18 protein-coding genes are annotated in these 25,205 nt (G+C 53.6%); 13 read left to right on the forward strand and 5 right to left on the reverse strand.

What is annotated here, in order from left to right; genetic code table 11:
• Positions 1 to 75: 75 nt before the first annotated feature.
• On the reverse strand, positions 76 to 669 hold the full coding sequence (locus tag DUT67_RS01685) for a YhgN family NAAT transporter (RefSeq protein WP_011095628.1): 594 nt from the start codon (positions 667 to 669) through the stop codon (positions 76 to 78).
• A 297-nt stretch (positions 670 to 966) separates the two neighbouring features.
• Between DUT67_RS01685 and asd the strand changes: the two genes are divergently transcribed.
• Entirely contained in the window at positions 967 to 2,070 is a 1,104-nt protein-coding gene (gene asd / locus DUT67_RS01690; protein WP_048262856.1) for an aspartate-semialdehyde dehydrogenase, read from the forward strand.
• 90 nt (positions 2,071 to 2,160) lie between these two features.
• Entirely contained in the window at positions 2,161 to 2,646 is a 486-nt protein-coding gene (locus DUT67_RS01695; RefSeq protein ID WP_113632666.1) for a GNAT family N-acetyltransferase, read from the forward strand.
• Positions 2,647 to 2,738: 92 nt separating this feature from the next.
• Here DUT67_RS01695 and DUT67_RS01700 read toward each other — a convergent pair whose 3' ends face one another.
• Complete coding sequence (locus DUT67_RS01700; RefSeq protein ID WP_048262854.1) at positions 2,739 to 4,457, reverse strand: sensor histidine kinase; 1,719 nt, start codon at positions 4,455 to 4,457, stop codon at positions 2,739 to 2,741.
• Positions 4,458 to 4,828: 371 nt separating this feature from the next.
• Between DUT67_RS01700 and glgB the strand changes: the two genes are divergently transcribed.
• The 5 genes from glgB (at position 4,829) to glgP (ending at position 14,287) form a co-directional block, all read left to right on the forward strand.
• Entirely contained in the window at positions 4,829 to 7,006 is a 2,178-nt protein-coding gene (gene glgB, locus DUT67_RS01705) for a 1,4-alpha-glucan branching enzyme (RefSeq protein ID WP_113626946.1), read from the forward strand.
• Positions 7,007 to 8,983: a glycogen debranching protein GlgX gene (glgX, locus tag DUT67_RS01710; protein WP_113626947.1), complete on the forward strand. Its 1,977-nt coding sequence runs from the start codon at positions 7,007 to 7,009 to the stop codon at positions 8,981 to 8,983.
• Between the two features lie 35 nt (positions 8,984 to 9,018).
• On the forward strand, positions 9,019 to 10,296 hold the full coding sequence (glgC, locus tag DUT67_RS01715) for a glucose-1-phosphate adenylyltransferase (RefSeq protein WP_048262847.1): 1,278 nt from the start codon (positions 9,019 to 9,021) through the stop codon (positions 10,294 to 10,296).
• A gap of 28 nt (positions 10,297 to 10,324) precedes the next feature.
• Entirely contained in the window at positions 10,325 to 11,764 is a 1,440-nt protein-coding gene (gene glgA, locus DUT67_RS01720) for a glycogen synthase GlgA (protein WP_048262845.1), read from the forward strand.
• A gap of 75 nt (positions 11,765 to 11,839) precedes the next feature.
• Complete coding sequence (gene glgP, locus DUT67_RS01725; RefSeq protein WP_113627012.1) at positions 11,840 to 14,287, forward strand: glycogen phosphorylase; 2,448 nt, start codon at positions 11,840 to 11,842, stop codon at positions 14,285 to 14,287.
• An 86-nt stretch (positions 14,288 to 14,373) separates the two neighbouring features.
• Here the strand turns inward: glgP and glpD are convergent, their stop codons facing one another.
• Positions 14,374 to 15,876, reverse strand: a complete 1,503-nt coding sequence (gene glpD / locus DUT67_RS01730) for a glycerol-3-phosphate dehydrogenase (RefSeq protein WP_113626948.1) — start codon at positions 15,874 to 15,876, stop codon at positions 14,374 to 14,376.
• A gap of 309 nt (positions 15,877 to 16,185) precedes the next feature.
• On the opposite strand from glpD, the gene glpE reads away from it, so the two are divergent.
• From glpE to malQ, 5 genes are all read left to right on the forward strand, one after another.
• Positions 16,186 to 16,503, forward strand: coding sequence for a thiosulfate sulfurtransferase GlpE (glpE, locus tag DUT67_RS01735; RefSeq protein WP_113626949.1), 318 nt, complete (start codon positions 16,186 to 16,188; stop codon positions 16,501 to 16,503).
• A 74-nt stretch (positions 16,504 to 16,577) separates the two neighbouring features.
• Complete coding sequence (glpG, locus tag DUT67_RS01740; RefSeq protein ID WP_113626950.1) at positions 16,578 to 17,411, forward strand: rhomboid family intramembrane serine protease GlpG; 834 nt, start codon at positions 16,578 to 16,580, stop codon at positions 17,409 to 17,411.
• A 24-nt stretch (positions 17,412 to 17,435) separates the two neighbouring features.
• Positions 17,436 to 18,194: a DeoR/GlpR family transcriptional regulator gene (locus tag DUT67_RS01745; RefSeq protein WP_005969330.1), complete on the forward strand. Its 759-nt coding sequence runs from the start codon at positions 17,436 to 17,438 to the stop codon at positions 18,192 to 18,194.
• Between the two features lie 42 nt (positions 18,195 to 18,236).
• The gene (gene malP / locus DUT67_RS01750; protein WP_113626951.1) at positions 18,237 to 20,765 is read left to right on the forward strand and encodes a maltodextrin phosphorylase; all 2,529 of its coding nucleotides are present in this window, start codon (positions 18,237 to 18,239) and stop codon (positions 20,763 to 20,765) included.
• A 12-nt stretch (positions 20,766 to 20,777) separates the two neighbouring features.
• Positions 20,778 to 22,853 carry a 4-alpha-glucanotransferase gene (gene malQ, locus DUT67_RS01755; RefSeq protein ID WP_048262836.1) on the forward strand — a complete coding sequence of 692 codons (2,076 nt, stop codon included), beginning with the start codon at positions 20,778 to 20,780 and terminating at the stop codon, positions 22,851 to 22,853.
• Between the two features lie 82 nt (positions 22,854 to 22,935).
• Here malQ and nfuA read toward each other — a convergent pair whose 3' ends face one another.
• Together nfuA and gntX are read right to left on the reverse strand one after the other, a co-directional pair.
• Positions 22,936 to 23,511, reverse strand: coding sequence for a Fe-S biogenesis protein NfuA (gene nfuA / locus DUT67_RS01760; RefSeq protein ID WP_048262834.1), 576 nt, complete (start codon positions 23,509 to 23,511; stop codon positions 22,936 to 22,938).
• A 60-nt stretch (positions 23,512 to 23,571) separates the two neighbouring features.
• Entirely contained in the window at positions 23,572 to 24,273 is a 702-nt protein-coding gene (gene gntX / locus DUT67_RS01765) for a DNA utilization protein GntX (protein ID WP_113626952.1), read from the reverse strand.
• A gap of 102 nt (positions 24,274 to 24,375) precedes the next feature.
• Between gntX and bioH the strand changes: the two genes are divergently transcribed.
• Positions 24,376 to 25,143 carry a pimeloyl-ACP methyl ester esterase BioH gene (gene bioH, locus DUT67_RS01770; RefSeq protein ID WP_113626953.1) on the forward strand — a complete coding sequence of 256 codons (768 nt, stop codon included), beginning with the start codon at positions 24,376 to 24,378 and terminating at the stop codon, positions 25,141 to 25,143.
• The last annotated feature ends 62 nt before the right edge of the window (positions 25,144 to 25,205 follow it).

Below are 25,205 nucleotides of genomic sequence, written 5' to 3' on the forward strand. Positions count from 1 at the left end.
TTGCGGTATTATCGCGCACGAAACCGTCTCTTAGTCGGCATAAAAATGTGACTAAGACACTGGGGGTAACGACGCCTATAACTTCATATAAGCACGTATGCCGTCGAGGAACATCTGCGTCGATAGCATCACCAGAATCAGGCCCATCAATTTCTCCAGCGCGCTCACGCCTTTCTCACCCAGCAACCGCAAGAACAAATCAGACATCAGCAGGATGATGAAAGAGATCGTCCAGGCGATAAACAGCGCCAGCGTCAGGTGAGATAACTGATTGGGATACTGGTGGGAAAGCAGCATCAGCGCTGCCAGAATCGACGGCCCCGCCACCAGTGGAATCGCCATTGGCACCAGAAACGGTTCTTCTCCGGCTGGCAATCCGCTGCTGTTGCCTTCCTGCGAGGGAAAAATCATCCGAATCGCGATGAGGAACAGCACGATACCGCCGGAAATAGACACGGTTTCGGTGCGCAGATTCAGGAACGCCAGAATGTGTTCACCGGCGAACAGGAAAATCAGCATTAGCCCGAGTGCAATCAGCATTTCGCGGATCAGAACCACACGTCGGCGTTTAGGGTCGAGGTGCTTGAGTACGGACATGAAAATCGGCAGGTTGCCGAGTGGGTCCATTATGAGCAACAGTAGTACCGTTGCGGAGATCATTTCTGTCATGTTGGTTCTTTACTCCCAAAACCGTGTTTCCTGACCGGGGCCATCTTTATGGACTGGCCAACGTTATTATCCTGTGTCAGGTTGATGATATTAGAATGACTGCTGAAAAATGCCGTACTATCGAATAAATTCACTTGCGACTTTATGTACATTTTGTAAGGTTGAACGACACGATAATTTACAGGTTTACGACACGACACGCGCAGCCTCTGCGGCAGATCACTGAGTCAGCAATAACTAAGCGCTATCGACGTTAGCCAGAATTCTTTTTGTTACCCCCAAAGCAGGACAGTTACCATGAAAAATGTTGGTTTTATTGGCTGGCGCGGTATGGTCGGCTCGGTTCTCATGCAGCGCATGGTCGAAGAACGCGACTTTGATGTGATTCACCCGGTATTCTTTTCGACTTCTCAGCATGGCGAACCCGCACCTGCGCTGGGCGGCCATCAAGGCGTGTTGCAGGATGCTTATAATATCGAAGCATTGCGCGCGCTGGACATCATCATTACCTGTCAGGGCGGCGATTATACCAATGAAGTGTACCCAAAGCTGCGTGAAAGTGGCTGGCAGGGTTATTGGATCGATGCCGCATCCTCACTGCGTATGAAAGATGATGCGATTATTATTCTGGATCCGGTGAACCACGGGGTGATTCAACAGGGTCTGGATAAAGGTATCAAAACCTTTGCAGGCGGTAACTGTACCGTCAGCCTGATGCTGATGTCATTGGGCGGCCTGTTTGCTAACAATTTAGTGGAGTGGGTTTCTGCTGCGACGTATCAGGCGGCTTCTGGCGGCGGTGCGCGTCACATGCGTGAACTGCTGGCTCAGATGGGCGCCCTGCACGGCGAAGTTGCGAAAGAGCTGCAAGACCCGGCTTCTGCGATTCTGGATATCGAACGTAAAGTGACAGCGCTGACCCGTAGCGGTTCGCTGCCGACCGATAACTTCGGCGTACCGTTGGCAGGTAGCTTGATTCCGTGGATCGACAAACAGCTGGATAACGGCCAGAGTCGCGAAGAGTGGAAAGGTCAGGCGGAAACTAACAAGATTCTGAGCACCAGCAGCGTCATTCCTGTTGATGGTCTCTGCGTGCGCGTCGGCGCACTGCGCTGCCACAGCCAGGCGTTCACCATCAAACTGAAAAAAGACGTCGCGCTGCCGGAAATCGAACAACTGCTGGCAACCCACAACGACTGGGTGAAAGTGGTCCCGAACGATCGCGATATTACTATGCGTGAACTGACGCCTGCTGCGGTAACGGGCACGCTTTCTACGCCGGTCGGTCGTCTGCGTAAGCTGAACATGGGGCCGGAATACCTGTCCGCCTTCACAGTCGGCGATCAGCTGCTGTGGGGAGCCGCTGAACCGCTGCGCCGTATGCTGCGCATCCTGCTGTAGTTATCTTGCTATAGTTCTCCTGCTTTCTGGCGCGACATCGATTGGTGTTGCGCCTGTTTCATACTCAGGTCATATCGAGAACATCAACGAATGCATACCAACAGTGAACAAGATATGTCACGAGTATTGACATGGAAAAATCAGCAATTTGTTGTTACGACGAATAATGATCTACTGGATATTCATGCCATACATTGTTATTTAACGCGTTCAAGTTGGGCAGAAGGCATTGATATCGATACGGTTCGGGAATCTATCACTAACAGCCTTAATTTCGGTTTATTTACTGACGATAAGCAGATTGGGTTGGCGCGAGTCGTGACAGATTTTGCGACTTTCGGTTATCTCTGTGATGTTTATATACTGGAAGAATATCAGCAGCAAAAGTTGGGAAGCTGGTTAATGGAATGCTGCCTCGACCACCCAGTACTTAAGCGGCTGCGACGTATTATGCTACTAACATCAACTGCGCCATGGCTCTATGAAAAAGCAGGATATTCTCCGATTAACAAAGAAAACTATGTCTGGACGATTGCGCGTCCCGATATATATCAGTCGAAGATACATCCGGCTTGAGTCACCCGTCAGACTAAGCGTCGTCTCCTGCTTTCAGGCTGTTTTCATTTGCCTGATTTTATTCTGACGACCTGACATGTTTATCCACCTCGTCATGCCACGCTATCCAGTTTTTCCAATGCCTTGCGCGCTGAAATCAGCGGGACGCGTACTTCTACCCGGGTGAATTTATCTGTTTCGCTGACTACTGTGATGCCATAACGGTTGCCGTAGCGCGCTTTAATTCGGCGGTCGACCAGATTCATGCCTAGCCCATCGCCACCGCTGCGGGGCTGATAGGTGCCAGCATTATCTTCCACTGACAGTTCCAGCGTGTTGGCGTGCAGACGCCCGCTAATATGGATATGCCCGTGTTCAATCATCTGCGAAGTACCGTGCTTAATCGCATTTTCGACAATCGGTTGCAGGGAAAATGCCGGTAGTCGCGCCTCACGTAGCGCCTCCGGCAGCGAGATTTCTACCGTCAGGTGATCGGCAAAGCGCGCTTTTTCGATTTCCAGATAGGCATTAACGTGCTCCAGCTCGTCATTGAGCGACACTTCATCGTTGCTGCGCTTGAGGTTTTTACGGAAAAACGTCGACAGGGATAGCACCAACTGGCGGGCGTGATCGGGGTTGCGTCGTATCACGGCGGACAGCGTATTCAGTGCGTTAAACAGAAAATGCGGGTTGACCTGTGCGTGCAGCAGCTTGATTTCCGACTGCGCCAGCAGCTGTTTCTGTTGTTCAAAACGGCCTGTCAGAATCTGAGCGGAAAGCAGGTGGGCGATCCCTTCTCCCAGCGTACGGTTAATGCTGGAAAATAGCTTATTCTTGGGCTCATAAAGCTTGATCGTGCCGACAACGCGCTGATCTTCGCCGCGTAGCGGGATCACCAGCGTGGAGCCGAGTTTGCAGTGTGATGACACCGAACAGGTATAAGACACCTCGTTACCGTCGGCGTACACCACCTGATTATTGTCTATCGCCCGTCGCGTGTGTGATGACGTGATGGGCGCACCGACGTTGTGGTGGTCATCACCCAACCCAATGAAGGCCAGCAGTTTGTCGCGATCGGTAATCGCTACAGCACCGACACCCAGTTCTTCATACAAAATACGGGCAACGCGCATACTGTTTTGCGGATTGAACCCCTGGCGCAACGCCCCTTCGGCGCGAGCCGCGATTTGCAACGCTTTTGCGGAAAATGCGGAGGTGTATTTTTCAAAAATGGCGCGCCTGTCGAGCAGGATGCGCATGAACATAGCGGAACCGATGGTATTGGTGATCATCATCGGTAGCGCAATATCCCTCACCAGTTCAACGGCGTTATCAAACGGTCTAGCAACCAGCAGAATAATCGCCATTTGTAGTATCTCCGCAACCAGCGCAGTCAGGCCAACGACGAGGGGCTTAAAAAGCAGATCGATACGGTTACGGCGTGCCAGATAACGATGCAGCAGCCCACCGAGCAGACCTTCGGCAATGGTCGATAGCATACAGGCCAGCGCTGTCATACCGCCCATCGAATAGCGGTGTAACCCGCCAGTCAACCCGACAAGAAAGCCAACGGAAGGGCCGCCCAACATACCGCCGAGCACTGCGCCCGTCGCGCGGGTATTGGCAATGGAATCGTCTATATGCAGGCCGAAGTAGGTTCCCATAATGCAAAACACGGAAAAAACCAGATAGCAGACCAGCTTGTGTGGCAGGCGGATGGTGACCTGCATCAGCGGGATAAACAGCGGTGTTTTACTGAGCAGATAGGCGATAACCAGATAAACACACATCTGCTGTAACAGGGAAAGAATCAGATCAACCTGGCTAACCATGGACGGGGTCTCAACATACACAATCGCCAAATTGTACTGCTTTTTGCTAGCGGACGAATCGATCTTTAAACAAAAGATGCTAATTATCCCGCGTCATAACTTATTCATATAAATATAAACGGAAAAATTTCATCAGTTCTCAGATATTTCTCCGTTCTTTGACTACGCTAAATTAGGGCGCGTTGTTCAAGAACTCTTTCATAGTATTCATTATTTTTACACGTCGCCGTTATTCATTAGCAAGCTAATAACTCATTATTTTTATTGGATTTTTGTTAAAAATAAGTGACGGAAGAATATAAACGCAACGTGATGCGTTTTTTATATAGCTTATTTATTTAATTCAAATGGTTAATCAGAGGATGGATACCATGTCAGCATTTTCTGAGGCGATTAATTCACTTATTTCCGGGCATTATGCCGATCCGTTTTCGCTGTTAGGTATGCATCATTCCTCCAAAGGCCTTGAAGTTCGAGCGTTGCTGCCGGATGCGGAGGCCGCCTGGGTTGTTGATGCCAGCAATGGACAAAAAATCGTCGAGCTGGAACGTGTCGATGGACGCGGTTTTTTTTGTGGTCTTGTGCCGCGTCGGAAACACGCTTTTCACTACCAGTTGGCTGTGACCTGGCGTGAAGAAACCTGGGTGATTGAAGATCCTTACCGTTTTGGCCCGCTGTTGCAGGATATGGATATTTGGCTTTTAGCCGAAGGTACCCACCTGCGACCTTACGAGCGACTAGGTGCACATCTGGAAACGCTGGATGGCGTTGAGGGCACGCGCTTTGCCGTCTGGGCACCGAATGCTCAACGTGTTTCGGTGGTGGGGCAGTTCAACTTCTGGGATGGCCGACGTCACCCGATGCGGTTACGCAAGGAAAACGGCATTTGGGAGCTATTTCTGCCCGATGTGAAAGCGGGACAGCTCTACAAATATGAAATGATCGACAGCCACGGTAGCGTCCGGTTGAAGGCCGATCCGTATGCGTTTGAAGCGCAAATGCGCCCAGATACTGCATCGCTGATTACGCCGCTGCCTGAGAAAGTCCCAACCAATGAGGCTCGTCGCGAGGCGAATAGCCTGCGCTCTCCTATCTCTATTTATGAAGTCCACCTCGGTTCCTGGCGGCGGCATACGGATAACAATTTCTGGCTGAGCTATCAGGAACTGGCGAAGCAACTGATTGATTATGTGCAGTACATGGGCTTCACCCATGTTGAATTGATGCCGATTAACGAACACCCGTTCGATGGCAGTTGGGGTTATCAGCCGCTAGGGCTGTATGCACCAACGCGCCGTTTCGGTACAGCATCAGAGTTTAGAGCGTTTGTTGATGCGCTTCATGGTGCGGGAATCAACGTCTTGCTGGACTGGGTGCCGGGGCATTTTCCCGGCGACGAATACGGCTTGGCACAGTTTGACGGCACCGCGCTCTATGAGTACGCCGATCCGCGCGAAGGCTATCATCAGGACTGGAACACGCTGATTTATAACTATGGCCGCCATGAGGTGCGTAACTATCTGGCGGGTAACGCGCTGTTCTGGATGGAGCGCTATGGCATTGATGGGCTGCGGGTAGACGCTGTGGCCTCCATGATTTATCGCGACTACAGCCGCAGTGAAGGCGAGTGGGTGCCGAATCATTACGGCGGTAAAGAGAACCTCGAAGCCATCGCGTTTCTACGCTACACCAACCACATGCTGGGTCATGCGGCACCCGCTGCGATTACGCTTGCCGAAGAGTCCACTGATTATCCGGGTGTCACGCTGCCGCCCGACTGCAACGGTTTAGGCTTTCACTACAAGTGGAATATGGGCTGGATGCACGACACGCTGACCTATATGCAGCTCGATCCGGTTCACCGCAAATACCATCACGATCTGCTGACATTCGGCATGTTATACGCCTATAGCGAGAATTTTGTACTGCCGCTATCTCACGACGAAGTGGTGCACGGTAAGCGTTCGCTGCTGGATCGCATGCCCGGTGATGTATGGCAGAAATTTGCCAATTTACGTGCCTATTACGGCTTTATGTGGGCCTATCCTGGCAAAAAGCTGCTGTTTATGGGCTGCGAATTTGCGCAAGGGCGTGAGTGGAATCACGACGCCAGTCTGGATTGGCATCTGTTGGATGAACCAGAAGGGTGGCATCGTGGTGTGCAGGCGCTGGTGCGCGATCTTAACCATTACTATCGCCAGCAGCCGTCGCTGTATCAGCTGGATTTTCAGCCGCAGGGCTTTGAATGGCTGGTGGTGGACGATCGGGAAAATTCGGTCTTCGCCTTTATTCGACGCGATGAACAAGGCAATGAAGTGCTGGTGATCAGCAACTTTACGCCTGTGCCACGTTACGGCTATCGGATTGGCATCAACCAGCCCGGCGGCTGGCGTGAAGTCATGAACACCGATTCTGTTCACTACAACGGTAGCGATCAGGGCAATGTCGGGACGATTTATAGCGAGGAGTGGGGTAGTCATCAACGCCAGCACTCCCTTGTTCTGACCATTCCACCGCTCGCCACGCTGTATCTGGTGAAGGAGACGTAAATGGCGGAATTGCAGACGGGTAAGCCGACGCCGCTGGGGGCAAGTTTTGACGGTAACGGCGTGAATTTCGCTCTGTTTTCCGCCGATGCCGAGCGGGTAGAGCTGTGCGTGTTTGATGAGCGTCAGCAGGAACAGCGCATCGTGCTGACCGCGCGCAGCGGCGATATCTGGCACGGCTATCTTCCCGATGCGCAGCCTGGCTTGCGTTACGGTTTCCGGGTCGATGGGCCGTTCGAGCCGTCACAGGGTTTACGTTTCAACCCGCATAAGCTGCTGTTAGACCCGTGCGCCCGCCAGCTTGATGGCTGGGTGGTGGATGACGCTAGCCTGCAAGGCGGAATTGACCAGCGGGATGAACGCGATAGCGCTGAGATTATGGCGAAGTGCGTGGTTACGGTAGAGGATTACGACTGGCAGGATGACCAACATCCACAAACGCCTTGGAACCAGACGGTAATTTATGAGGCGCATGTTCGCGGGTTGACGCAACTGCACCCTGATATTCCCGAAGATATTCGTGGCAGCTATGCGGCGTTGGGTCACCCGGTGATGATTGATTATCTGACATCGCTAGGCATCACCGCGCTGGAACTGCTTCCGGTGCAGCAGCATGCCGATGAACCCCGACTTCAACAGATTGGGCTGCGTAATTACTGGGGCTATAACGTATTGCTGCCGTTTGCGGTGGATAACAGTCTGGCCGCAGGCGATGACGCGCTGAACGAATTCCGAGATGCAGTGAAAGCGCTGCATAGCGCGGGTATTGAGGTCATTCTGGATGTGGTATTCAACCACAGCGCGGAACTGGACGTTGAAGGCCCTACGCTGTGCCAGCGCGGCATCGACAACCGCAGTTATTACTGGCTGGGCGAAAGCGGTGAGTACCACAACTGGACCGGCTGCGGCAATGTGCTGCGCCTGAATCATCCAGCGGTGATCGACTGGGTGATGGACTGCCTGCGCTTCTGGCGCGAGGTCTGCCACGTTGATGGTTTCCGCTTCGATCTGGCAACGGTGCTGGGTCGCACTCCTGACTTTACCGCTGCCGCGCCGCTGCTCTCCGCTATGAAAAACGATAGCCGCTTGCAGGGCTGCAAGCTGATCGCCGAACCGTGGGATATCGGGCATGGCGGCTATCAACTGGGTCAATTTCCGACGCCGTTCGCCGAATGGAGCGACCGTTATCGTGACGATATGCGCCGCTTTTGGCTGCATGGTGACATTTCCCTCGGCGCATTTGCCTGCCGTTTTGCCGCCTCCAGCGACATCTTCCAGCAGCGCGACCGCCTGCCTTACGCCTCGATCAACAAACTGACGGCCCATGACGGCTTTACGTTGCGCGATCTGGTGAGTTTCAACCACAAGCACAACGACGCCAACGGCGAGGGCAACCGCGACGGCACAGACAGTAACTTCAGCAATAACCACGGCACAGAAGGGCTTGAGGCAGACGACGATATCCGTCAACGCCGACTGGCGAGCCAGAAGGCACTGCTGACGACGCTGATTCTGTCGCAGGGAACACCGATGCTGCTGGCGGGTGATGAACTGGGGCATAGCCAGCAGGGTAACAACAACGCTTACTGTCAGGACAACGAATTAACCTGGCTGCATTGGGATCATGCGGATCGTGGCTTACGTGAATTTGTCGCCGGATTGATCCAACTGCGCCGCGCGATCCCGGCGTTACAGCTGGAAACGTGGTGGCAAGAAGGGGACGGCGCGGTGCAGTGGCTGAATAGAGAAGGACAGCCTTTGACGCCGTCGCAGTGGGAGCAGGGGGAGCATCAGCTACAGATTTTGCTTTCTAGTCGTTGGCTTGTGCTGGTTAACGCCAGCCTGCATGCCGGCGCATTCATTTTGCCAGAAGGCCACTGGCAGGTTTCACCGCCGTTTGATGAGACGAACCCGCCTGAGGGCGGAATCTGGCACGGACAAGCGCAGGCGGTAGGCGTCTTGATAAAACAGACCGCCTAAGCGCAAGCCATTAAAAGAATAATCAGGAGATAGCCATGGTGAACAACGACAAGCATGACCCTCTGATGTTGGCAAGACAGCTCCCTTTAAAATCCGTGGCATTAATTTTGGCCGGAGGCCGTGGAACGCGACTGAAAGGGCTAACGGCACTGCGTGCCAAGCCCGCCGTCCACTTTGGCGGCAAGTTTCGCATTATTGATTTCGCGCTCTCTAACTGCCTGAACTCTGGCATCCGCCGCATTGGCGTGATTACGCAATATCAGTCGCATACGCTGGTGCAGCACATTCAGCGCGGCTGGTCGTTTTTGAATGCAGAGATGAATGAATTTGTGGATTTACTCCCCGCGCAGCAGCGCCATTCTACCGATCACTGGTATCGGGGAACGGCGGATGCAGTTTGCCAGAATCTCGACATTATCCGGCGCTACCGTGCGGAGTATGTGGTGATCCTCGCGGGCGATCACATCTACAAGATGGACTACTCACGTATGCTGATTGATCACGTGGAAAAGGGGGCGGAATGTACGGTCGCCTGCTTGCCCGTGCCGCTGGAAGAAGCCAGCGCCTTTGGCGTCATGAGCGTGGACAAACAGCATCGTATCCTCGATTTTTCCGAAAAACCGGATAACCCAACACCGATGCCGGATAACCCGGATATGGCGCTCGCGAGCATGGGGATCTATGTTTTTAATGCGGACTATCTTTATCAATTGCTGGAGGGGGATCGCAACGCGCCGGACTCTAACCACGATTTCGGTCAGGATCTGATCCCGAAGATTGTTTCGCAGCGTTTGGCCTGGGCGCACCCTTTTACCCTGTCGTGCGTGACGTCGGGTGAAGATGAACACCAGTATTGGCGGGATGTCGGCACGCTAGAGGCTTACTGGCGCGCCAATCTCGATCTGGCGTCAGTCACGCCGGAGCTGGATGTGTACGATCGGCACTGGCCGATTCGTTCCGCGATTGAATCGCTGCCGCCAGCCAAATTTGTTCAGGATCGTTCCGGCAGCCATGGCATGACGATGAATTCGCTGGTATCGGGGGGCTGCATTGTCTCCGGTTCGGTTGTCACGCATTCGGTGCTATTCCCGCGTGTGCGGGTCAATTCGTTTTGCAGCATAGATTCGACGGTGATCCTGCCGGATGTCAACGTGGGGCGCTCCTGTCGTTTACGCCGTTGCGTGATCGATCGCGCCTGCCACTTGCCGGAAGGCATGGTGATTGGTGAAAACGCGGAAGAGGATAGCCGCCGTTTTTACCGTTCGGAAGAGGGGATCGTACTGGTCACGCGATCGATGTTGGAAAAGCTATAAACACCATCGGAACAAAACGGGAGTAATAATGCGGGTCTTACATGTTTGTTCAGAGCTATTTCCACTATTAAAAACCGGTGGACTGGCGGATGTGGCTGGTGCGTTACCCGGCGCGCAGATTGCGGCGGGGATGGATGTCCGCGTCATCTTGCCTGCCTTCCCCGATCTGAAAAAAGGCATCGCTAACCTACAGGTCGTGCGTGAGCTGGATACGTTCGCCGGGCACGTGACCTTGCTGTTTGGCCATTTTAACGGCGTCGGTATTTATTTGATTGATGTGCCCGATCTCTATGAACGCGCGGGCAGCCCTTATCACGACCCTGCGCTGTACGCTTATGCCGATAACTACCTGCGGTTCGCGCTACTGGGGTGGATGGGATGTGAAATGGCGTGCGGGCTGGATCACTATTGGCGGCCCGATATTGTGCATGCCCATGATTGGCACGCGGGGCTGACCTGTGCCTATCTGGCGGCGCGTAACCGTCCGGCGAAATCGATCTTCACTGTTCACAACCTTGCCTATCAGGGGTTGTTTGATGCCCGACATATGGAGAATCTCCACTTGCCGAGCGACTTCTTTCAGGTCTACGGGCTAGAGTTTTACGGCCAGATTTCCTACCTCAAAGCGGGGTTGTTCTACGCTGACCATATTACGACCGTGAGCCCGACCTACGCGCATGAAATCACGTTGCCAGCCTATGGTTACGGTATGGAAGGCTTGCTACAGGCGCGTGAAGAGGAAGGGAGGCTGTCCGGTATCCTCAATGGTGTAGACGAGACGATTTGGAATCCGGAGCACGATCCTTTACTCACCAGCCACTACAGCCGCGATGCGCTGGCAAACAAAGCGGAAAACAAACGACGTCTGCAAACGGCGATGGGCTTGAAGGTAGACGAAAAGGCACCGATTTTTGCCATCGTCAGTCGCCTGACCAGCCAGAAAGGGCTCGATATCGCGTTAAGTGCGATACCGGATTTGCTGGAGCAGGGTGGGCAACTGGTGGTGCTGGGTGCAGGGGATGCCGATTTGCAGGAAGGTTTCTTAGCCGCCGCTGCGGAATATCACGGTCAGGTTGGCGTACAGATTGGCTATCACGAAGCCTTCTCGCACCGCATCATTGGCGGGGCGGATGTCATCATGGTGCCCAGCCGATTTGAGCCCTGCGGGCTAACGCAGCTCTACGGCCTGAAATATGGCACGTTGCCACTGGTGCGCCGAACAGGCGGGCTGGCAGATACGGTATCAGACTGTTCGCTAGAGAATCTGGCAGATGGTCTGGCAAGCGGGTTTGTCTTTAACGATTGCAGTGTGGGATCGCTATCCCGCGCGATTCGTCGTGTGTTCGTGTTGTGGTCCCGACCTACGCTATGGCGCTATGTGCAGCGTCAGGCGATGGCGATGGACTTTGGTTGGCAGGTTTCTGCTCAGGCTTATAGTGCGCTATATCAACGCTTGTATACCCACTAGCTTTCTCGCTGCCCGTCATCCGTGTGCAACCTGAAAACGACAGGGTAGGGTAACACTCACTTGGGAATGAATATTATGAACTCGCCGTTTATCTATACTTCACCAACGCTCAGTGTGGAAGCGCTGAAACACTCTATTGCTTACAAGCTCATGTTTAGCGTGGGGAAAGATCCCTCGATTGCGAATAAACATGACTGGCTGAACGCTACGCTGCTGGCCGTGCGCGACCGGATGGTAGAACGTTGGCTGCGATCGAACCGCGCGCAACTTTCGCAAGATGTGCGGCAGGTGTATTACCTGTCGATGGAGTTTTTGCTGGGGCGGACGCTGTCGAACGCGCTGCTGGCGATGGGATTGTATGATGATCTGAAAGCGGCGCTGGATGGTATGGGGCTGGAACTGGACGATCTGCTACAGGAAGAAAATGACCCTGGCTTAGGTAACGGTGGTCTGGGGCGTCTGGCGGCCTGCTTCCTTGATTCGCTGGCGACGATGGCGCTGCCGGGGCGCGGCTACGGTATTCGCTACGAATACGGGATGTTCAAACAGAACATTGTTAATGGCAAACAGGCGGAGTCACCGGATTACTGGTTGGAATACGGTAATGCGTGGGAATTCCCGCGTCACAGCACGCGATACAAAGTGCGCTTCGGCGGTCGAATCCAGCAGGAAGGCAGCAAAATGCGCTGGCTGGAAACGGAAGAGGTTATCGCCTGTGCCTACGACCAAATCATTCCCGGTTTTGATACCGACGCCACCAATACCTTGCGTCTATGGGGTGCGCAGGCCAGTAACGAAATCAATCTGGGTAAATTCAATCAGGGCGACTATTTTGCTGCGGTGGAAGATAAAAACCACTCGGAAAACGTGTCGCGCGTGCTGTATCCCGATGATTCCACCTACTCTGGCCGCGAGCTGCGCCTGCGTCAGGAATACTTTCTGGTTTCCGCCACGGTGCAGGACATTCTCAACCGGCACTGGATGATGCATAAGACCTACGCCAATCTGGCGGAAAAATTTGCTATCCACCTGAATGATACTCACCCAGTACTGGCTATCCCAGAGCTGATGCGTTTGCTGATCGATGAGCATAAATTCAAATGGATAGAGGCGTGGACCGTGGTGAGGAAAGTCTTCTCCTACACCAACCACACGCTGATGCAGGAAGCGCTGGAAACCTGGCCGGTTGATATGCTGGGTAAAATCCTGCCGCGCCATCTGCAATTGATTTTCGAAATTAACGAGCATTTTCTGGAATACGTGCAGAAAGAAATCCCCGATGACAACGAGCTGTTGGCGCGGGTTTCCATCATTGATGAAAACAACGGGCGTAAAATACGCATGGCGTGGCTGGCCGTAGTTGCCAGCCATAAGGTGAACGGCGTATCGGAGCTGCATTCGGATCTGATGGTGCAGTCTCTGTTTGCTGATTTCGCCCGTCTCTTCCCTAACCGGTTCTGCAATAAAACCAACGGTGTGACGCCGCGGCGCTGGCTGGCGCTGGCCAACCCGTCGCTCTCCAAGCTGCTGGATGACACCATTGGGCAGACCTGGCGTACCGATCTGAGCCAATTGAGCGAACTGAAACAGCACATCGATTATCCGGCATTTGTGCAGAAAATCCGCAAGGTGAAGCTAAAGAACAAAGTGCGTTTAGCGACCTATATGGCGGAAAATCTGAATATTGTGGTTAATCCAGAATCACTGTTTGATGTGCAGATTAAGCGTATTCACGAATACAAACGGCAACTGCTGAACGTGTTACACGTCATCACACTCTATAACCGCATTAAGGATGACCCAGAGGTTGAGCGTGTATCGCGCGTCGTCATCTTTGCGGGCAAGGCGGCATCGGCCTATTACATGGCGAAGCACATTATTAACTTGATCAACGACGTTGCGAAGGTGATCAACAACGATCTGACACTGCACGAGCGGCTGAAAGTCGTCTTCATTCCTAACTATAGCGTGAGCCTGGCACAGCTGATCATTCCGGCGGCGGATCTTTCTGAACAGATCTCGCTGGCGGGAACGGAAGCGTCTGGGACCAGTAACATGAAGTTTGCACTGAACGGCGCGCTGACGATCGGCACGTTGGATGGGGCGAATGTCGAAATGCTGGAACATATCGGCGAAGAGAATATGTTTATCTTCGGCAACACGGCCGATCAGGTCGAAGCGCTACGCCAGAACGGCTATAACCCACGGCAATATTACGATCAGGATGAAGAGCTACACCGTGTGCTGACGCAAATCACCACGGGTGTCTTCAGCCCTGATGATAGCCGACGCTACAGCGATCTGTTTGATTCACTGGTGAATTTTGGCGATTACTACCAGCTATTGGCAGACTATCGCAGCTATGTGGATACGCAGGATCGGGTTGATGAGCTGTATCAGAACAAAGACGAGTGGGCGCGCTGTGCTGTCCAGAATATTGCCAGCATGGGCTATTTCTCGTCTGACCGCACCATCGGCGAATATGCAGAAGATATTTGGAATATCAAACCGATACGGTTGTGATTGCGCGTTGATGATATGAAAAAGCGCCGTAGGCAAAACCTACGGCGCTTTTATATTTGAAGTAAAAGGAGCGCGGTAAGGGCTAATTAACCCGCTTTTGCCATTTGCTGTTGGCGGTAGCTGGCTAACCAGTCGCCGATGCGCTGTTTCTGCGCGTCATCAAAGCGCATGCCCAGTTTGGTGCGGCGCCAGATGACGTCGTCCAATGTGACGGCCCATTCTTTTTCGACCAGATAGCGCAGTTCAACTTCATACAGGTCATGACCGAAATCTTCACCCAGATCGCTGAGACCTTTCACGTTTGCCAGAATCAGTTCGCTGTTTGAACCGTAAGTACGGCTGTAACGGCGTGTCAGTGATTCAGGCAGATTGAAGCGGCGACGCAGCGCGGCGGCGTAATCATCACGCGTGCCAGCGATATCACCGCCCGGCAGTACCGCACCTTTCGTCCAGGCTTTACCCGCCTGCGGATAGTATTTGTTCAGCTTTTCCAGCGCGTGCTCTGCCAGCTTACGGTACGTCGTCAGCTTGCCGCCAAACACGGAAAGCAGCGGAGCCTGACCGTTATCATCATCGACTGACAGCGTGTAATCGCGGGTAATCGCCTGTGGAGAATCGGACTCGTCATCACACAGCGGACGTACGCCGGAGTAGGTCCAGACGATATCGTCACGCGTGAGCTGCTGTTTGAAATGATCGTTATATACATCCAGCAGGTAACCGACTTCGTTGTCATCGATCTTCACATCGTGCGGATTACCTTTGTACTCCACGTCGGTGGTGCCGATGATCGAGTAGTCATCCTGCCACGGGATCACGAACACAATACGGTGATCTTTGTTTTGCAGAATATACGCCTGCGGCTGGTTATGAACTTTTGGCACCACGATGTGGCTGCCTTTGATCAAACGGATGCCGTAAGGCGATTTCAGCTGCAAGCCATCATCAAAGAATTCTTTCACCCACGGGCCAGTTGCGTTCACCAGACCTTTAGCACGCCAGGTGAAGGTTTCGCCGGTCAGTGAGTCAACGGCATCCACAATCCACACGCCTTGTTCACGGCGAGCGCGGGTGACTTTGGTGCGGGTACGGACTTCTCCGCCACGTTTTGCTACTTCCTGCGCGTTTAACACCACCAGACGCGCATCGTCTACCCAGCAGTCAGAATATTCAAAGCCCTGCTTTAGCTCAGGCTTAAGAACGGAATCTGCACCGAATTTCAGTCCTTTACTGGCAGGCAAGCTGACGCGTTTGCCGATGTTGTCATACATGAACAAGCCGATACGAATCATCCAGGCCGGGCGCAGGTGCGGCTGATGGGGCAAACGAAAACGCATGGGGAAAATAATGTGCGGAGCCATTTTCAGCAGCGTTTCGCGCTCAGACAGCGCTTCGCTGACTAAACGAAACTCATAGTGCTCAAGGTAGCGCAAGCCGCCGTGAATCAGCTTAGAGCTGGCAGAGGACGTGGCACAGGCAAGATCCTGCGCTTCCAACAACAGGACTGATAGCCCTCGCCCAGCCGCATCTGCGGCGATGCCTGCCCCGTTAATTCCGCCGCCGATAACGATGAGATCTTTGGTTTCCACGTTTCTTCCTCCACCCTCGAATAAATCAAAATGTTCGTTTTCGAGCATTATAATAATCGAAAACAAACAAATCAGCTAATGGTTAACCAAATAAAAACATTTATGCGTGATGAAGCTAACAATATGATGATAGTTGTCACATTAAAATAAGGGTTATTAGGCTGAATTGCCGTCACGCTTCACGTTAGTGACGCACTGTTTTTATAAATAACCTTATAATCATATGGGTTTTATGCCGCCGAAGGCGGGTTACAATGACGTCAGTTGTTACTAACACCCTGTCCATTATTAACAAGGTTGTCACTTTCGATGGAACAATTTGAAGCTATTAGTATTGAGCAAGCCCATTCCCGCTGGCAGGAAGGGGGCGTTGTCGTTGATATTCGCGACCCACAGAGCTTTGCCGTTGCCCATGTTCCCGGCGCGACGCACCTGACGAATGAAACGCTGTCTGACTTTGTGCGCGGAGCTGACTTAGAAGCACCGGTCATGGTGATTTGCTACCACGGTATTAGCAGCCGCAATGCCGCACAGTACCTGATTAGCCTAGGATTTGATTCGGTGTATAGCATCGATGGTGGCTTTGAAGCCTGGCAAAATCGCTACCCGCAAGACACACAGGCGTAAGTCTGATCGCATGACGATGAAAGAATCTTTATTATCATGTTCCTAACTCAACCTACCCACTGGCGCTTTCCGCTATGATGATTCGCGTTATCGCTCTCTCCAACCCGCGTCTGGCTCAGGCATTTGTTGATTACATGCGTACGCAGCAGGTCCATCTGGAGATGCGGCCTCAAGGGCATGAAGCTGAACTGTGGCTGGAAGATGAAACTCAACTGAGTAAGGTTCAGGAAGCGCTGGAGGTTTTTCTGCGCGACCCAACAAACCCGCGCTATCTGGCGGCGAGCTGGCAAACGGGATCGATGGATACCGGTATTCAATACCAGCGTTATTCTTACCTACAAACGCTGAAGCAAAAAGCAGGGCCGCTGACGCTATCCGTGATGGTCGTGACGATTGCGGTGTTCATCCTGATGCAGATTTCAGGCTATGAGAACGTGATGACGTGGCTCGCGTTCCCGGCAGAAGGACAGCAACTACAGCTGTGGCGCTGGTTCAGTCATGCTTTGTTGCACTTTTCTCTGCTGCACATTTTGTTCAATCTGATGTGGTGGTGGTATCTGGGTGGGCCGGTTGAAAAAGTGTTGGGAACCGGCAAGCTACTGGTCATTACATTGGTTTCTGCGCTGGTCAGCGGCTGGGCGCAGTCCTGGTTTAGCGGCACCTATTTTGGTGGCCTGTCCGGCGTGGTTTATGCCCTGATGGGGTATGTCTGGCTTCGAGGGGAAAGAGAGCCTGACGGTTATTTATCCATGCCGCGCAGTCTGATGGCCTTCGCTTTACTGTGGCTGGTCGCCGGATATTTCGATATTTTAGGCATGTCGATCGCGAATGCGGCGCATGTGGCTGGGCTGGTTGTCGGGCTATTGATGGCCTTTTGGGACACGTATAATAAAACAAACCCCCGGTAAATCGGGGCGTCTTAGGGGATAAATGTGAAGCAGACACAACGGCATGACGCCATTATTGAACTGGTGCGTCGGCAGGGGTATGTCAGTACTGAAGAGCTGGTGGATCATTTTGCGGTGAGTCCGCAGACCATCCGCCGCGATCTGAACGATCTGGCCGAACAGAATAAAATCCATCGTCACCACGGTGGCGCGGCCTTACCGTCCAGTTCAGTGAACACGGCCTATCATGACCGTAAAATGATGTGGTCGGATGAAAAAGCGCGCATTGCCCGTCGGGTGGCGAGCCAGATTCCAGACGGGGCTACCTTGTTTATCGATATTGGCACCACGCCTGAAGCGGTGGCCTATGCGCTGATGCAGCATAAGGATCTGCGTGTGGTCACCAACAACCTGAACGTGGCAACGCTGCTGACAGCAAAAGAGGATTTTCGCCTGATTTTGGCCGGTGGCGAAGTGCGCACCCGTGATGGCGGTATCATGGGTGAGGCGACGCTCGATTTTATCTCTCAGTTCCGTCTGGATTTCGGTATTTTAGGCATCAGTGGTATTGACATGGATGGGTCATTACTGGAGTTTGATTACCATGAAGTGCGCACAAAACGGGCGATTATTGAAAATTCTCGCTGCGTCATGCTGGTAACGGATCATTCCAAATTTGGCCGTAATGCGATGGTGAATTTGGGCAACATGGATTTGATCGACTATCTTTTTACCGATCAGTCACCACCACCCAGCGTACTGAAAATCATTGAACAACATAAGGTACAGTTGGAGTTGTGTTGAGTCCGATGTGCCTTTTCCATGATGGACAAAGGAGGAGGCACGATGTCAGATTCTTCAAACCAGTCTGGTTCTTCAAAAAAGTCAGGATTGTCAAAACGTTCAGTGGCTGCAAAAAAGTCAGATGCTTTGACGCAGCCTGCTTCTCCCATTCATTCTGCCATCGCCTTTGATGCACCACAGTTTGCCGCCGCGTTGCTTCGTCAACAGCGGCTCAGTGGAGTTACTTCCCTAAAGGCGATGACGCCGGTGCAGTGCTGGCGCGCCGTTAGCCTTGCGCTGGCCGAGCAGTTACTGACGCACACCGCGTCGCCAACGCCTCCTGCTTCTAATACCAATACACCTCAGCGCCATGTGAACTACCTGTCGATGGAGTTTCTGCCCGGCCGTCTGACGGGCAACAACATGCTGAATTTGGGATGGTATGACGCCGTCGCCACTGCGCTGGCCGAGCAAGGGCTGAACCTGAGCGATATTCTGGAGCAGGAAACCGATCCGGGTTTAGGCAATGGTGGATTAGGTCGGTTGGCATCCTGCTTTCTGGACTCGATGGCGACGGTGGGGCAGCCAGCAACGGGTTACGGCCTCAATTATCAATATGGCCTGTTTCGTCAGCACTTTGCGCAAGAACAGCAGCAGGAAACGGCTGATGACTGGCAACGTGACACTTATCCGTGGCTTTTACCGCGAGCAGAGCTGGCGGTGGATGTGGGGTTCGGCGGGCGTCTCCAACCTCAAACAGACGGGAGCCTGCGTTGGCTACCGGATACCGTTTTCAGGGGCGAAGCCTGTGATCTACCCGTGATTGGCTATCACAACGGTGCCGCTCAGCCACTGCGCCTGTGGCGTGCCACGCACCGTGACCCGTTTGATTTAACCTTATTCAATGAAGGTCACTATCTGCGCGCGGCGCAGGCGGGTATTTCCGCCGCCAGCCTGACCAGCGTGTTGTATCCGAATGACAATCATGCAGCGGGCAAACGCTTGCGCCTGATGCAGCAATATTTCCACTGCGCCTGTTCGGTAGCTGACATCCTGCGCCGTCACCTTAACGCGGGACGGGCGTTATCGGCGTTGCCGGACTATGAAGTCATCCAACTTAATGACACTCACCCGACGCTGGCGATCCCTGAATTGATGCGCCTGTTGCTGGATGAACACCAGATGTCGTGGGATGAAGCGTGGTCGATAACTGGACGCACTTTTGCCTATACCAACCATACGCTGATGCCCGAAGCGCTTGAGCGCTGGGATGAACGGCTGTTTAGCCGCCTGCTTCCTCGTCACCTGTCGATTATCCGGCAGATTGATACACAGTTTAAGGCGCAGGTTGAACGCAAATGGCCTAGCGATCGGCTGGTGTGGGCGAGGCTTGCCATTCGCCACCAGCGCCAGATTCGCATGGCGAACTTGTGTGTCGTGAGCTGCTTTGCGGTTAACGGTGTGGCGGCACTGCACTCGGAACTGGTGGTGAAAGATCTGTTCCCTGAATACCACCAGCTGTGGCCGACCAAATTCCACAATGTGACCAACGGCATTACGCCACGCCGCTGGCTGAAGCAGTGTAACCCGGCGCTGTCTGCGTTGATCGACGACACGCTGCATACGCCGTGGGTGAATGATTTGCCTGCGCTGCAAGGGCTAGAACCTTACGCTGACGATGCTGGCTTTCGTGAGCGTTATCGACAAATCAAGGCCGATAATAAAATGCAGCTGGCGTCCTACCTTCGCCAGCAGTACGACATTGTGGTCGATCCACAGGCGCTGTTTGACGTGCAAATCAAGCGATTGCATGAATACAAGCGTCAGCATTTGAATCTACTTCATATTCTCGCGCTATATCGTCAATTGCGTGACAATCCGCATCTGGATATAGTGCCGCACGTCTTTTTGTTCGGTGCCAAAGCGGCACCGGGCTATGTATTAGCGAAAAACATCATTTATGCCATTAATCGGGTCGCTGCGGTCATTAATCAGGATCGCCGGGTTAACGATCGCCTAAAGGTCATCTTCCCGGCGGACTATCGTGTATCGCTGGCGGAACGGATGATTCCTGCTGCCGATGTGTCTGAGCAGATTTCGACGGCAGGTAAAGAAGCGTCCGGTACTGGCAATATGAAGCTGGCGCTGAACGGGGCGTTGACCGTCGGTACGTTGGACGGGGCGAATGTAGAAATGGCGCAGCAGGTCGGTGAAGACAATCTGTTTATTTTCGGCCACACCGTGGAACAGGTCAAAGCGTTACAGGCTCAGGGCTACGAACCGTCTGACTACCTTGCTGCAACGCCACTGCTGCGTGAAATACTGAGCGAGCTGGCGAGCGGCGCGTTTAGTCAGGGGGATAAAGAAGCGTTTGCCCCACTGCTGGATAGCCTGCTGAAGCTGGGCGATCCCTATATGTTAATGGCCGATTTTGCACCGTATTGTGAGGTGCAGCAGCGTGTTGATGCGCTTTACCGTGAGCCGGATGAATGGACGCGCCGCTGTGTGCTGAATACCGCCAGAATGGGGATGTTCAGTTCGGACAGGGCGATTCATGATTACCAGACGCGCATTTGGCAGGCGCATCGTTAGGAAAAGGAGAGGGTGTTCAAGGTGGATAAACTGGCAAGCCAACAGACAGGCATCGCGGAAAGCTATACCGATGCCTATGGCAAAGAGCACATTGTTGCGGCCGCAATCAGAAATCAGATTCAGGCAATGATGGACGTTTCTGATAGCGGCAATGCGCCCTTGCCGCCTGTTCGTGTCTTTTTGCAAGGCCGGGATGCGGTCATCGAGCTTGCTGGCCACGGTGAATACCTCTGGACGCTGATGTATGAGAACGGCGGTCAAATTCAAGGACAGATAACGGGTGGCTCAACGCTAGCTCTGCCGGGTGTGCTGCCGCTGGGCTACCACTACCTAACGCTGACGCAGGCTGACCAACGTTGGAGCTGCCGGATTATTGTTGCGCCGCATCGTTGCTATGAACCCGAAGCCTTACTGCAGGGAAAACGCTGGTGGGGCGTTACCGTCCAACTTTACACCTTGCGTTCACAGAACAACTGGGGCGTGGGGGATTTTGGCGATCTGCGCCAACTGGTGGAACAGATTGCCCGGCGTGGCGGTGCCTTTGTGGGGCTGAACCCACTGCACTCGCTGTATCCCGCGCTGCCAGAAGCGGCGAGCCCTTACAGTCCTTCATCCCGACACTGGCTGAATATTATTTATATCGATGTGAATCGGATCGATGATTTCCAGCAGAGCGGTGAAGCGCAGGAATGGTGGCGCCGTGAGGATACGCAAAGCGCGGTTACGTCGCTGCGAGCGGGTCGCTGGGTTGATTATGAACCCGTTACGCAACTTAAGCTGACGGCCTTGCGGCTGGCGTTCCGCTACTTTACTACCCGTAGTTTGCTGGATCCGCGCATTAGCGCTTTTCGTCAGTTTGTCGTCAGCGGCGGGCAAAGCCTGCAACTTCAGGCGACGTTTGATGCATTGCAGGCCTACCTGAAAAAACAGGGCGAGAACTACGCGGACTGGCACCAGTGGCCCGCCAGCTATCATGATGTACACAGTGAAACCGTGAAATCATTCCGCCGTGATAACAGCGATGAGATTACGTTCTACAGCTGGCTGCAATGGGTGGCGCATGAGCAATTAGCAGACTGCTATGCGCACAGTAAGCAGCTTGGCCTGCCGTTAGGTCTGTATCGCGATTTGGCCGTTGGCGTCGCACAGGGCGGCGCGGAAACCTGGGACGAACGACAGCTATATTGTCTCGATGCTTCTATCGGTGCACCGCCGGATCCACTGGGGCCGCAGGGACAAAATTGGCAGCTTGCGCCGATGAACCCCACGATGATGCAGCTTCGCGGCTATCAACCTTTTATCGACGTACTGCGCAGCAACATGGCGCACTGCGGTGCATTGCGCATCGATCATGTGATGGCGCTCTTGCGCCTATGGTGGATCCCCAAAGCGGAGTCGGCGAGCAGCGGAGCTTATGTGCACTATCCGGTTGACGATCTGCTGGCGGTGCTGGCGCTGGAAAGCCAGCGCCATCGCTGCCTGATTATCGGTGAGGATTTAGGTACGGTGCCGCCGGAAATTGTCAGCAAACTGAATGACTACGGCATCTATTCCTACAAGGTGCTGTTCTTTGAAAAGGACGAAGAGAATCACTTCCGCGCACCTGAAGACTACCCACGTCAGGCGATGGCAACCATCACCACTCATGATCTTCCGACGCTACGCGGCTACTGGCAAACGGTGGATTTATCGCTTGGGCGCGAGTTAGGGCTGTATCCTACGGAGACATTGTTGCAGGAGCAGATGCAGCAACGTGAGAAAGCGAAACAGGGGCTACTCAATGCGCTGCACGAATTCGGACTATTACCGCAGCGCGTCGGCCGCAATTCGGCGCTGACGACGATGGGCGCACCGCTGAGCCGTGGCGTTCACCGCTATGTCGCGGATAGTGCATGTGCACTCGTTGGGTTTCAACTGGAAGACTGGCTGGATATGGCGACGCCGGTTAATGTACCGGGCACCAATCGTGAATACCCCAACTGGCGACGCAAGCTGACGCGTCCGCTGGAGTCGATCTTCGCTGACCGCTGCCTTGAACGACTAGTTCGAGATATGGACTTACGTCGCGGCGTACCGCTAAAAGGCTAACCACGGCGGAATAGTAATCCTCCCCTGAACTGGGGAGGATTAAGAAGAATAAATCAGCAGGAAAACTCAGTAGCGGAAGCCATTAATAGTAAGAGTGCTCGCCGCGCTGGTGTTCGGTGAGGTCTCTCACGCCTTTCAGCTCAGGGAATTTTTCCAGCAGCTCTTTCTCGATCCCTTCTTTCAGCGTTACGTCGACCATAGAACAGCCGTTACAGCCGCCGCCAAATTGCAGAATCGCCAAACCATCATCAGTAATTTCCATCAGCGTCACGCGGCCACCGTGGCCAGCCAGCTGTGGGTTGATCTGCGATTGCAGAACATACTCAACGCGTTCCATCAACGGGGCACCGTCGTCCACTTTACGCATTTTGGCGTTCGGCGCTTTCAGCGTGAGCTGAGAGCCTAATTGGTCGGTCACGAAGTCGATTTCAGCGTCTTCCAGATAAGGTGAGCTGAGTTCGTCCACGTAGGCGGAAATTTTTTCAAACTTCAGTACGGTATCGCTGGCTTCTACGGCATCCGGCGGGCAGTAAGAGACACCACACTCGGCGTTTGGCGTACCTGGATTGATGACAAATACGCGAATCTGTGTGCCTTCTTCCTGTTTTGCCAACAGTTTCAGGAAATGCTCCTGAGCAGCATCGGTAATACGGATCATAATAGTAAGCTCGATAGTTGACTGCACTTATCGGTTATAATACGCCCATCCTCCCCCCGACTACAAGGTTCGGCACAAACACCAGACCTGAACCCCCGCTGCGCCTTGAGCCAGCAATAGCCTGCTGATTTCGGCTGCGGTACTGCCCGTCGTGACCACGTCATCCAGTAACACCACTTGCTGTCCGGACAGCGATACGTCACAGGAAAATGCACCTCGCAGATTTCTTCGCCGCGCGCTGGCGCTGAGCGTTTGCTGTAAGGGGGTGCGTCGCGTGCGCTGCAACTCGCGTGGATCGTAAGCGCAGTTTAGCCAGTGAGCGAGAGGGCGAGCGAGCAGTTCGGTCTGATTGAAACCACGATGCCACTGGCGATTTCGGTGCAAAGGAACGGTGAACAGACGGTCAGGGCGGAAGAGGGGAACTTGCCCAGTGAGCTTTCGCTCGCGATAGGTCATCTGCCAGCGTAATAACAGCTGTCGTGCGAGTACGGCTGCCAGCTCGGTTTTACCGTTAAACTTGAAATGCTTAAGCAGTGTGTTGAACGGCGGTGCGTAGTCGCTGATAAAGGTCATCGATTGCCAGGGCGGCGGGTTTTGCAGGCAGCGTCCGCACTGACGCGTGGTGTCGCTTGCGGGCAAACCACAACGTGGGCAGCAGGTGGGCACGCGGGGAAAATGGCGCTGACAGTACGAGCAAATTCCCTGCTGGCTGCGATGAAGCGGCAATAAACATAGCCAGCAACGTGCTGCGATGGTTAACATATTTTTCCCTAAATACGGTTTCCCCTAAATAGGGGCTTTTCCCTGAAATATATTGACCCCTTCGTATGCGTGAAGGGGTTTCCTGAGGAAGGAAGATAACTGATGGCATCGTTGTATTGGCAGACCGAAGGCGCAGGAAATACGGATCTTGTGTTGCTGCACGGATGGGGATTGAATGCGCAAGTATGGCAGAGCATGGTTGTGCGACTCGCTCCGCATTTTCGTCTGCATCTGGTCGATCTGCCGGGCTATGGTAGAAGTCAGGAGTTCGGGCCAATGTCGCTGAGTGACATGGCGAACATTGTGCTGACGCAGGCACCGGAACGTGCTGTCTGGCTGGGGTGGTCGCTGGGTGGATTGGTTGCCAGTCAAATTGCGCTGAGCGCTCCTTCGCGGGTGGAAAAGCTGATTACCGTGGCATCGTCGCCCTGTTTCAGCGCACAGGATGGCTGGCCGGGTATTAAGCCGGACGTATTACAGGGCTTTCAGCAGCAGCTCAGTGAAGATTTTCAGCGCACGGTCGAGCGGTTTCTGGCACTGCAAACGCTGGGAACGGAGAGCGCGCGGCAGGATGCAAGACTGCTAAAAAGTGTGGTGCTGGAACAGCCGATGCCGTCAGTTGACGTGTTGAATGGCGGACTGGAAATCTTGCGTGAAGCGGATTTACGCCAGCCGTTAGTCGATTTGTCCGTGCCGCTCCTGCGTCTCTATGGTGCGTTAGACGGGCTGGTGCCGCGTAAGGTCGCCGGATTGCTGGATGACCAATGGCCGAATTCGACGTCGGTGGTGGTGCCAAAGGCCGCGCATGCGCCGTTTATCTCGCATCCGGATGCCTTTACCGAGCAGGTGATCGCGTTCGCTCAGGCGTAGCCGACGATAATTTACATTTTCTCCTCAATTTCTCCACGATTTAGCCGACGCTGGCAGTTAAG

This window comes from Pectobacterium peruviense (assembly GCF_003312355.2).
GTDB lineage: Bacteria > Pseudomonadota > Gammaproteobacteria > Enterobacterales > Enterobacteriaceae > Pectobacterium > Pectobacterium peruviense.

What these genes read in the sequence shown, in the direction of transcription:
- DUT67_RS01685 (WP_011095628.1), bottom strand. Translation starts at nt 669, where the DNA reads ATGACAGAAATGATCTCCGCAACGGTACTACTGTTGCTCATAATGGAC.
- asd (WP_048262856.1), top strand. Translation starts at nt 967, where the DNA reads ATGAAAAATGTTGGTTTTATTGGCTGGCGCGGTATGGTCGGCTCGGTT.
- DUT67_RS01695 (WP_113632666.1), top strand. Translation starts at nt 2,161, where the DNA reads ATGCATACCAACAGTGAACAAGATATGTCACGAGTATTGACATGGAAA.
- DUT67_RS01700 (WP_048262854.1), bottom strand. Translation starts at nt 4,457, where the DNA reads ATGGTTAGCCAGGTTGATCTGATTCTTTCCCTGTTACAGCAGATGTGT.
- glgB (WP_113626946.1), top strand. Translation starts at nt 4,829, where the DNA reads ATGTCAGCATTTTCTGAGGCGATTAATTCACTTATTTCCGGGCATTAT.
- glgX (WP_113626947.1), top strand. Translation starts at nt 7,007, where the DNA reads ATGGCGGAATTGCAGACGGGTAAGCCGACGCCGCTGGGGGCAAGTTTT.
- glgC (WP_048262847.1), top strand. Translation starts at nt 9,019, where the DNA reads ATGGTGAACAACGACAAGCATGACCCTCTGATGTTGGCAAGACAGCTC.
- glgA (WP_048262845.1), top strand. Translation starts at nt 10,325, where the DNA reads ATGCGGGTCTTACATGTTTGTTCAGAGCTATTTCCACTATTAAAAACC.
- glgP (WP_113627012.1), top strand. Translation starts at nt 11,840, where the DNA reads ATGAACTCGCCGTTTATCTATACTTCACCAACGCTCAGTGTGGAAGCG.
- glpE (WP_113626949.1), top strand. Translation starts at nt 16,186, where the DNA reads ATGGAACAATTTGAAGCTATTAGTATTGAGCAAGCCCATTCCCGCTGG.
- glpG (WP_113626950.1), top strand. Translation starts at nt 16,578, where the DNA reads ATGATGATTCGCGTTATCGCTCTCTCCAACCCGCGTCTGGCTCAGGCA.
- malP (WP_113626951.1), top strand. Translation starts at nt 18,237, where the DNA reads ATGTCAGATTCTTCAAACCAGTCTGGTTCTTCAAAAAAGTCAGGATTG.
- nfuA (WP_048262834.1), bottom strand. Translation starts at nt 23,511, where the DNA reads ATGATCCGTATTACCGATGCTGCTCAGGAGCATTTCCTGAAACTGTTG.
- gntX (WP_113626952.1), bottom strand. Translation starts at nt 24,273, where the DNA reads ATGTTAACCATCGCAGCACGTTGCTGGCTATGTTTATTGCCGCTTCAT.
- bioH (WP_113626953.1), top strand. Translation starts at nt 24,376, where the DNA reads ATGGCATCGTTGTATTGGCAGACCGAAGGCGCAGGAAATACGGATCTT.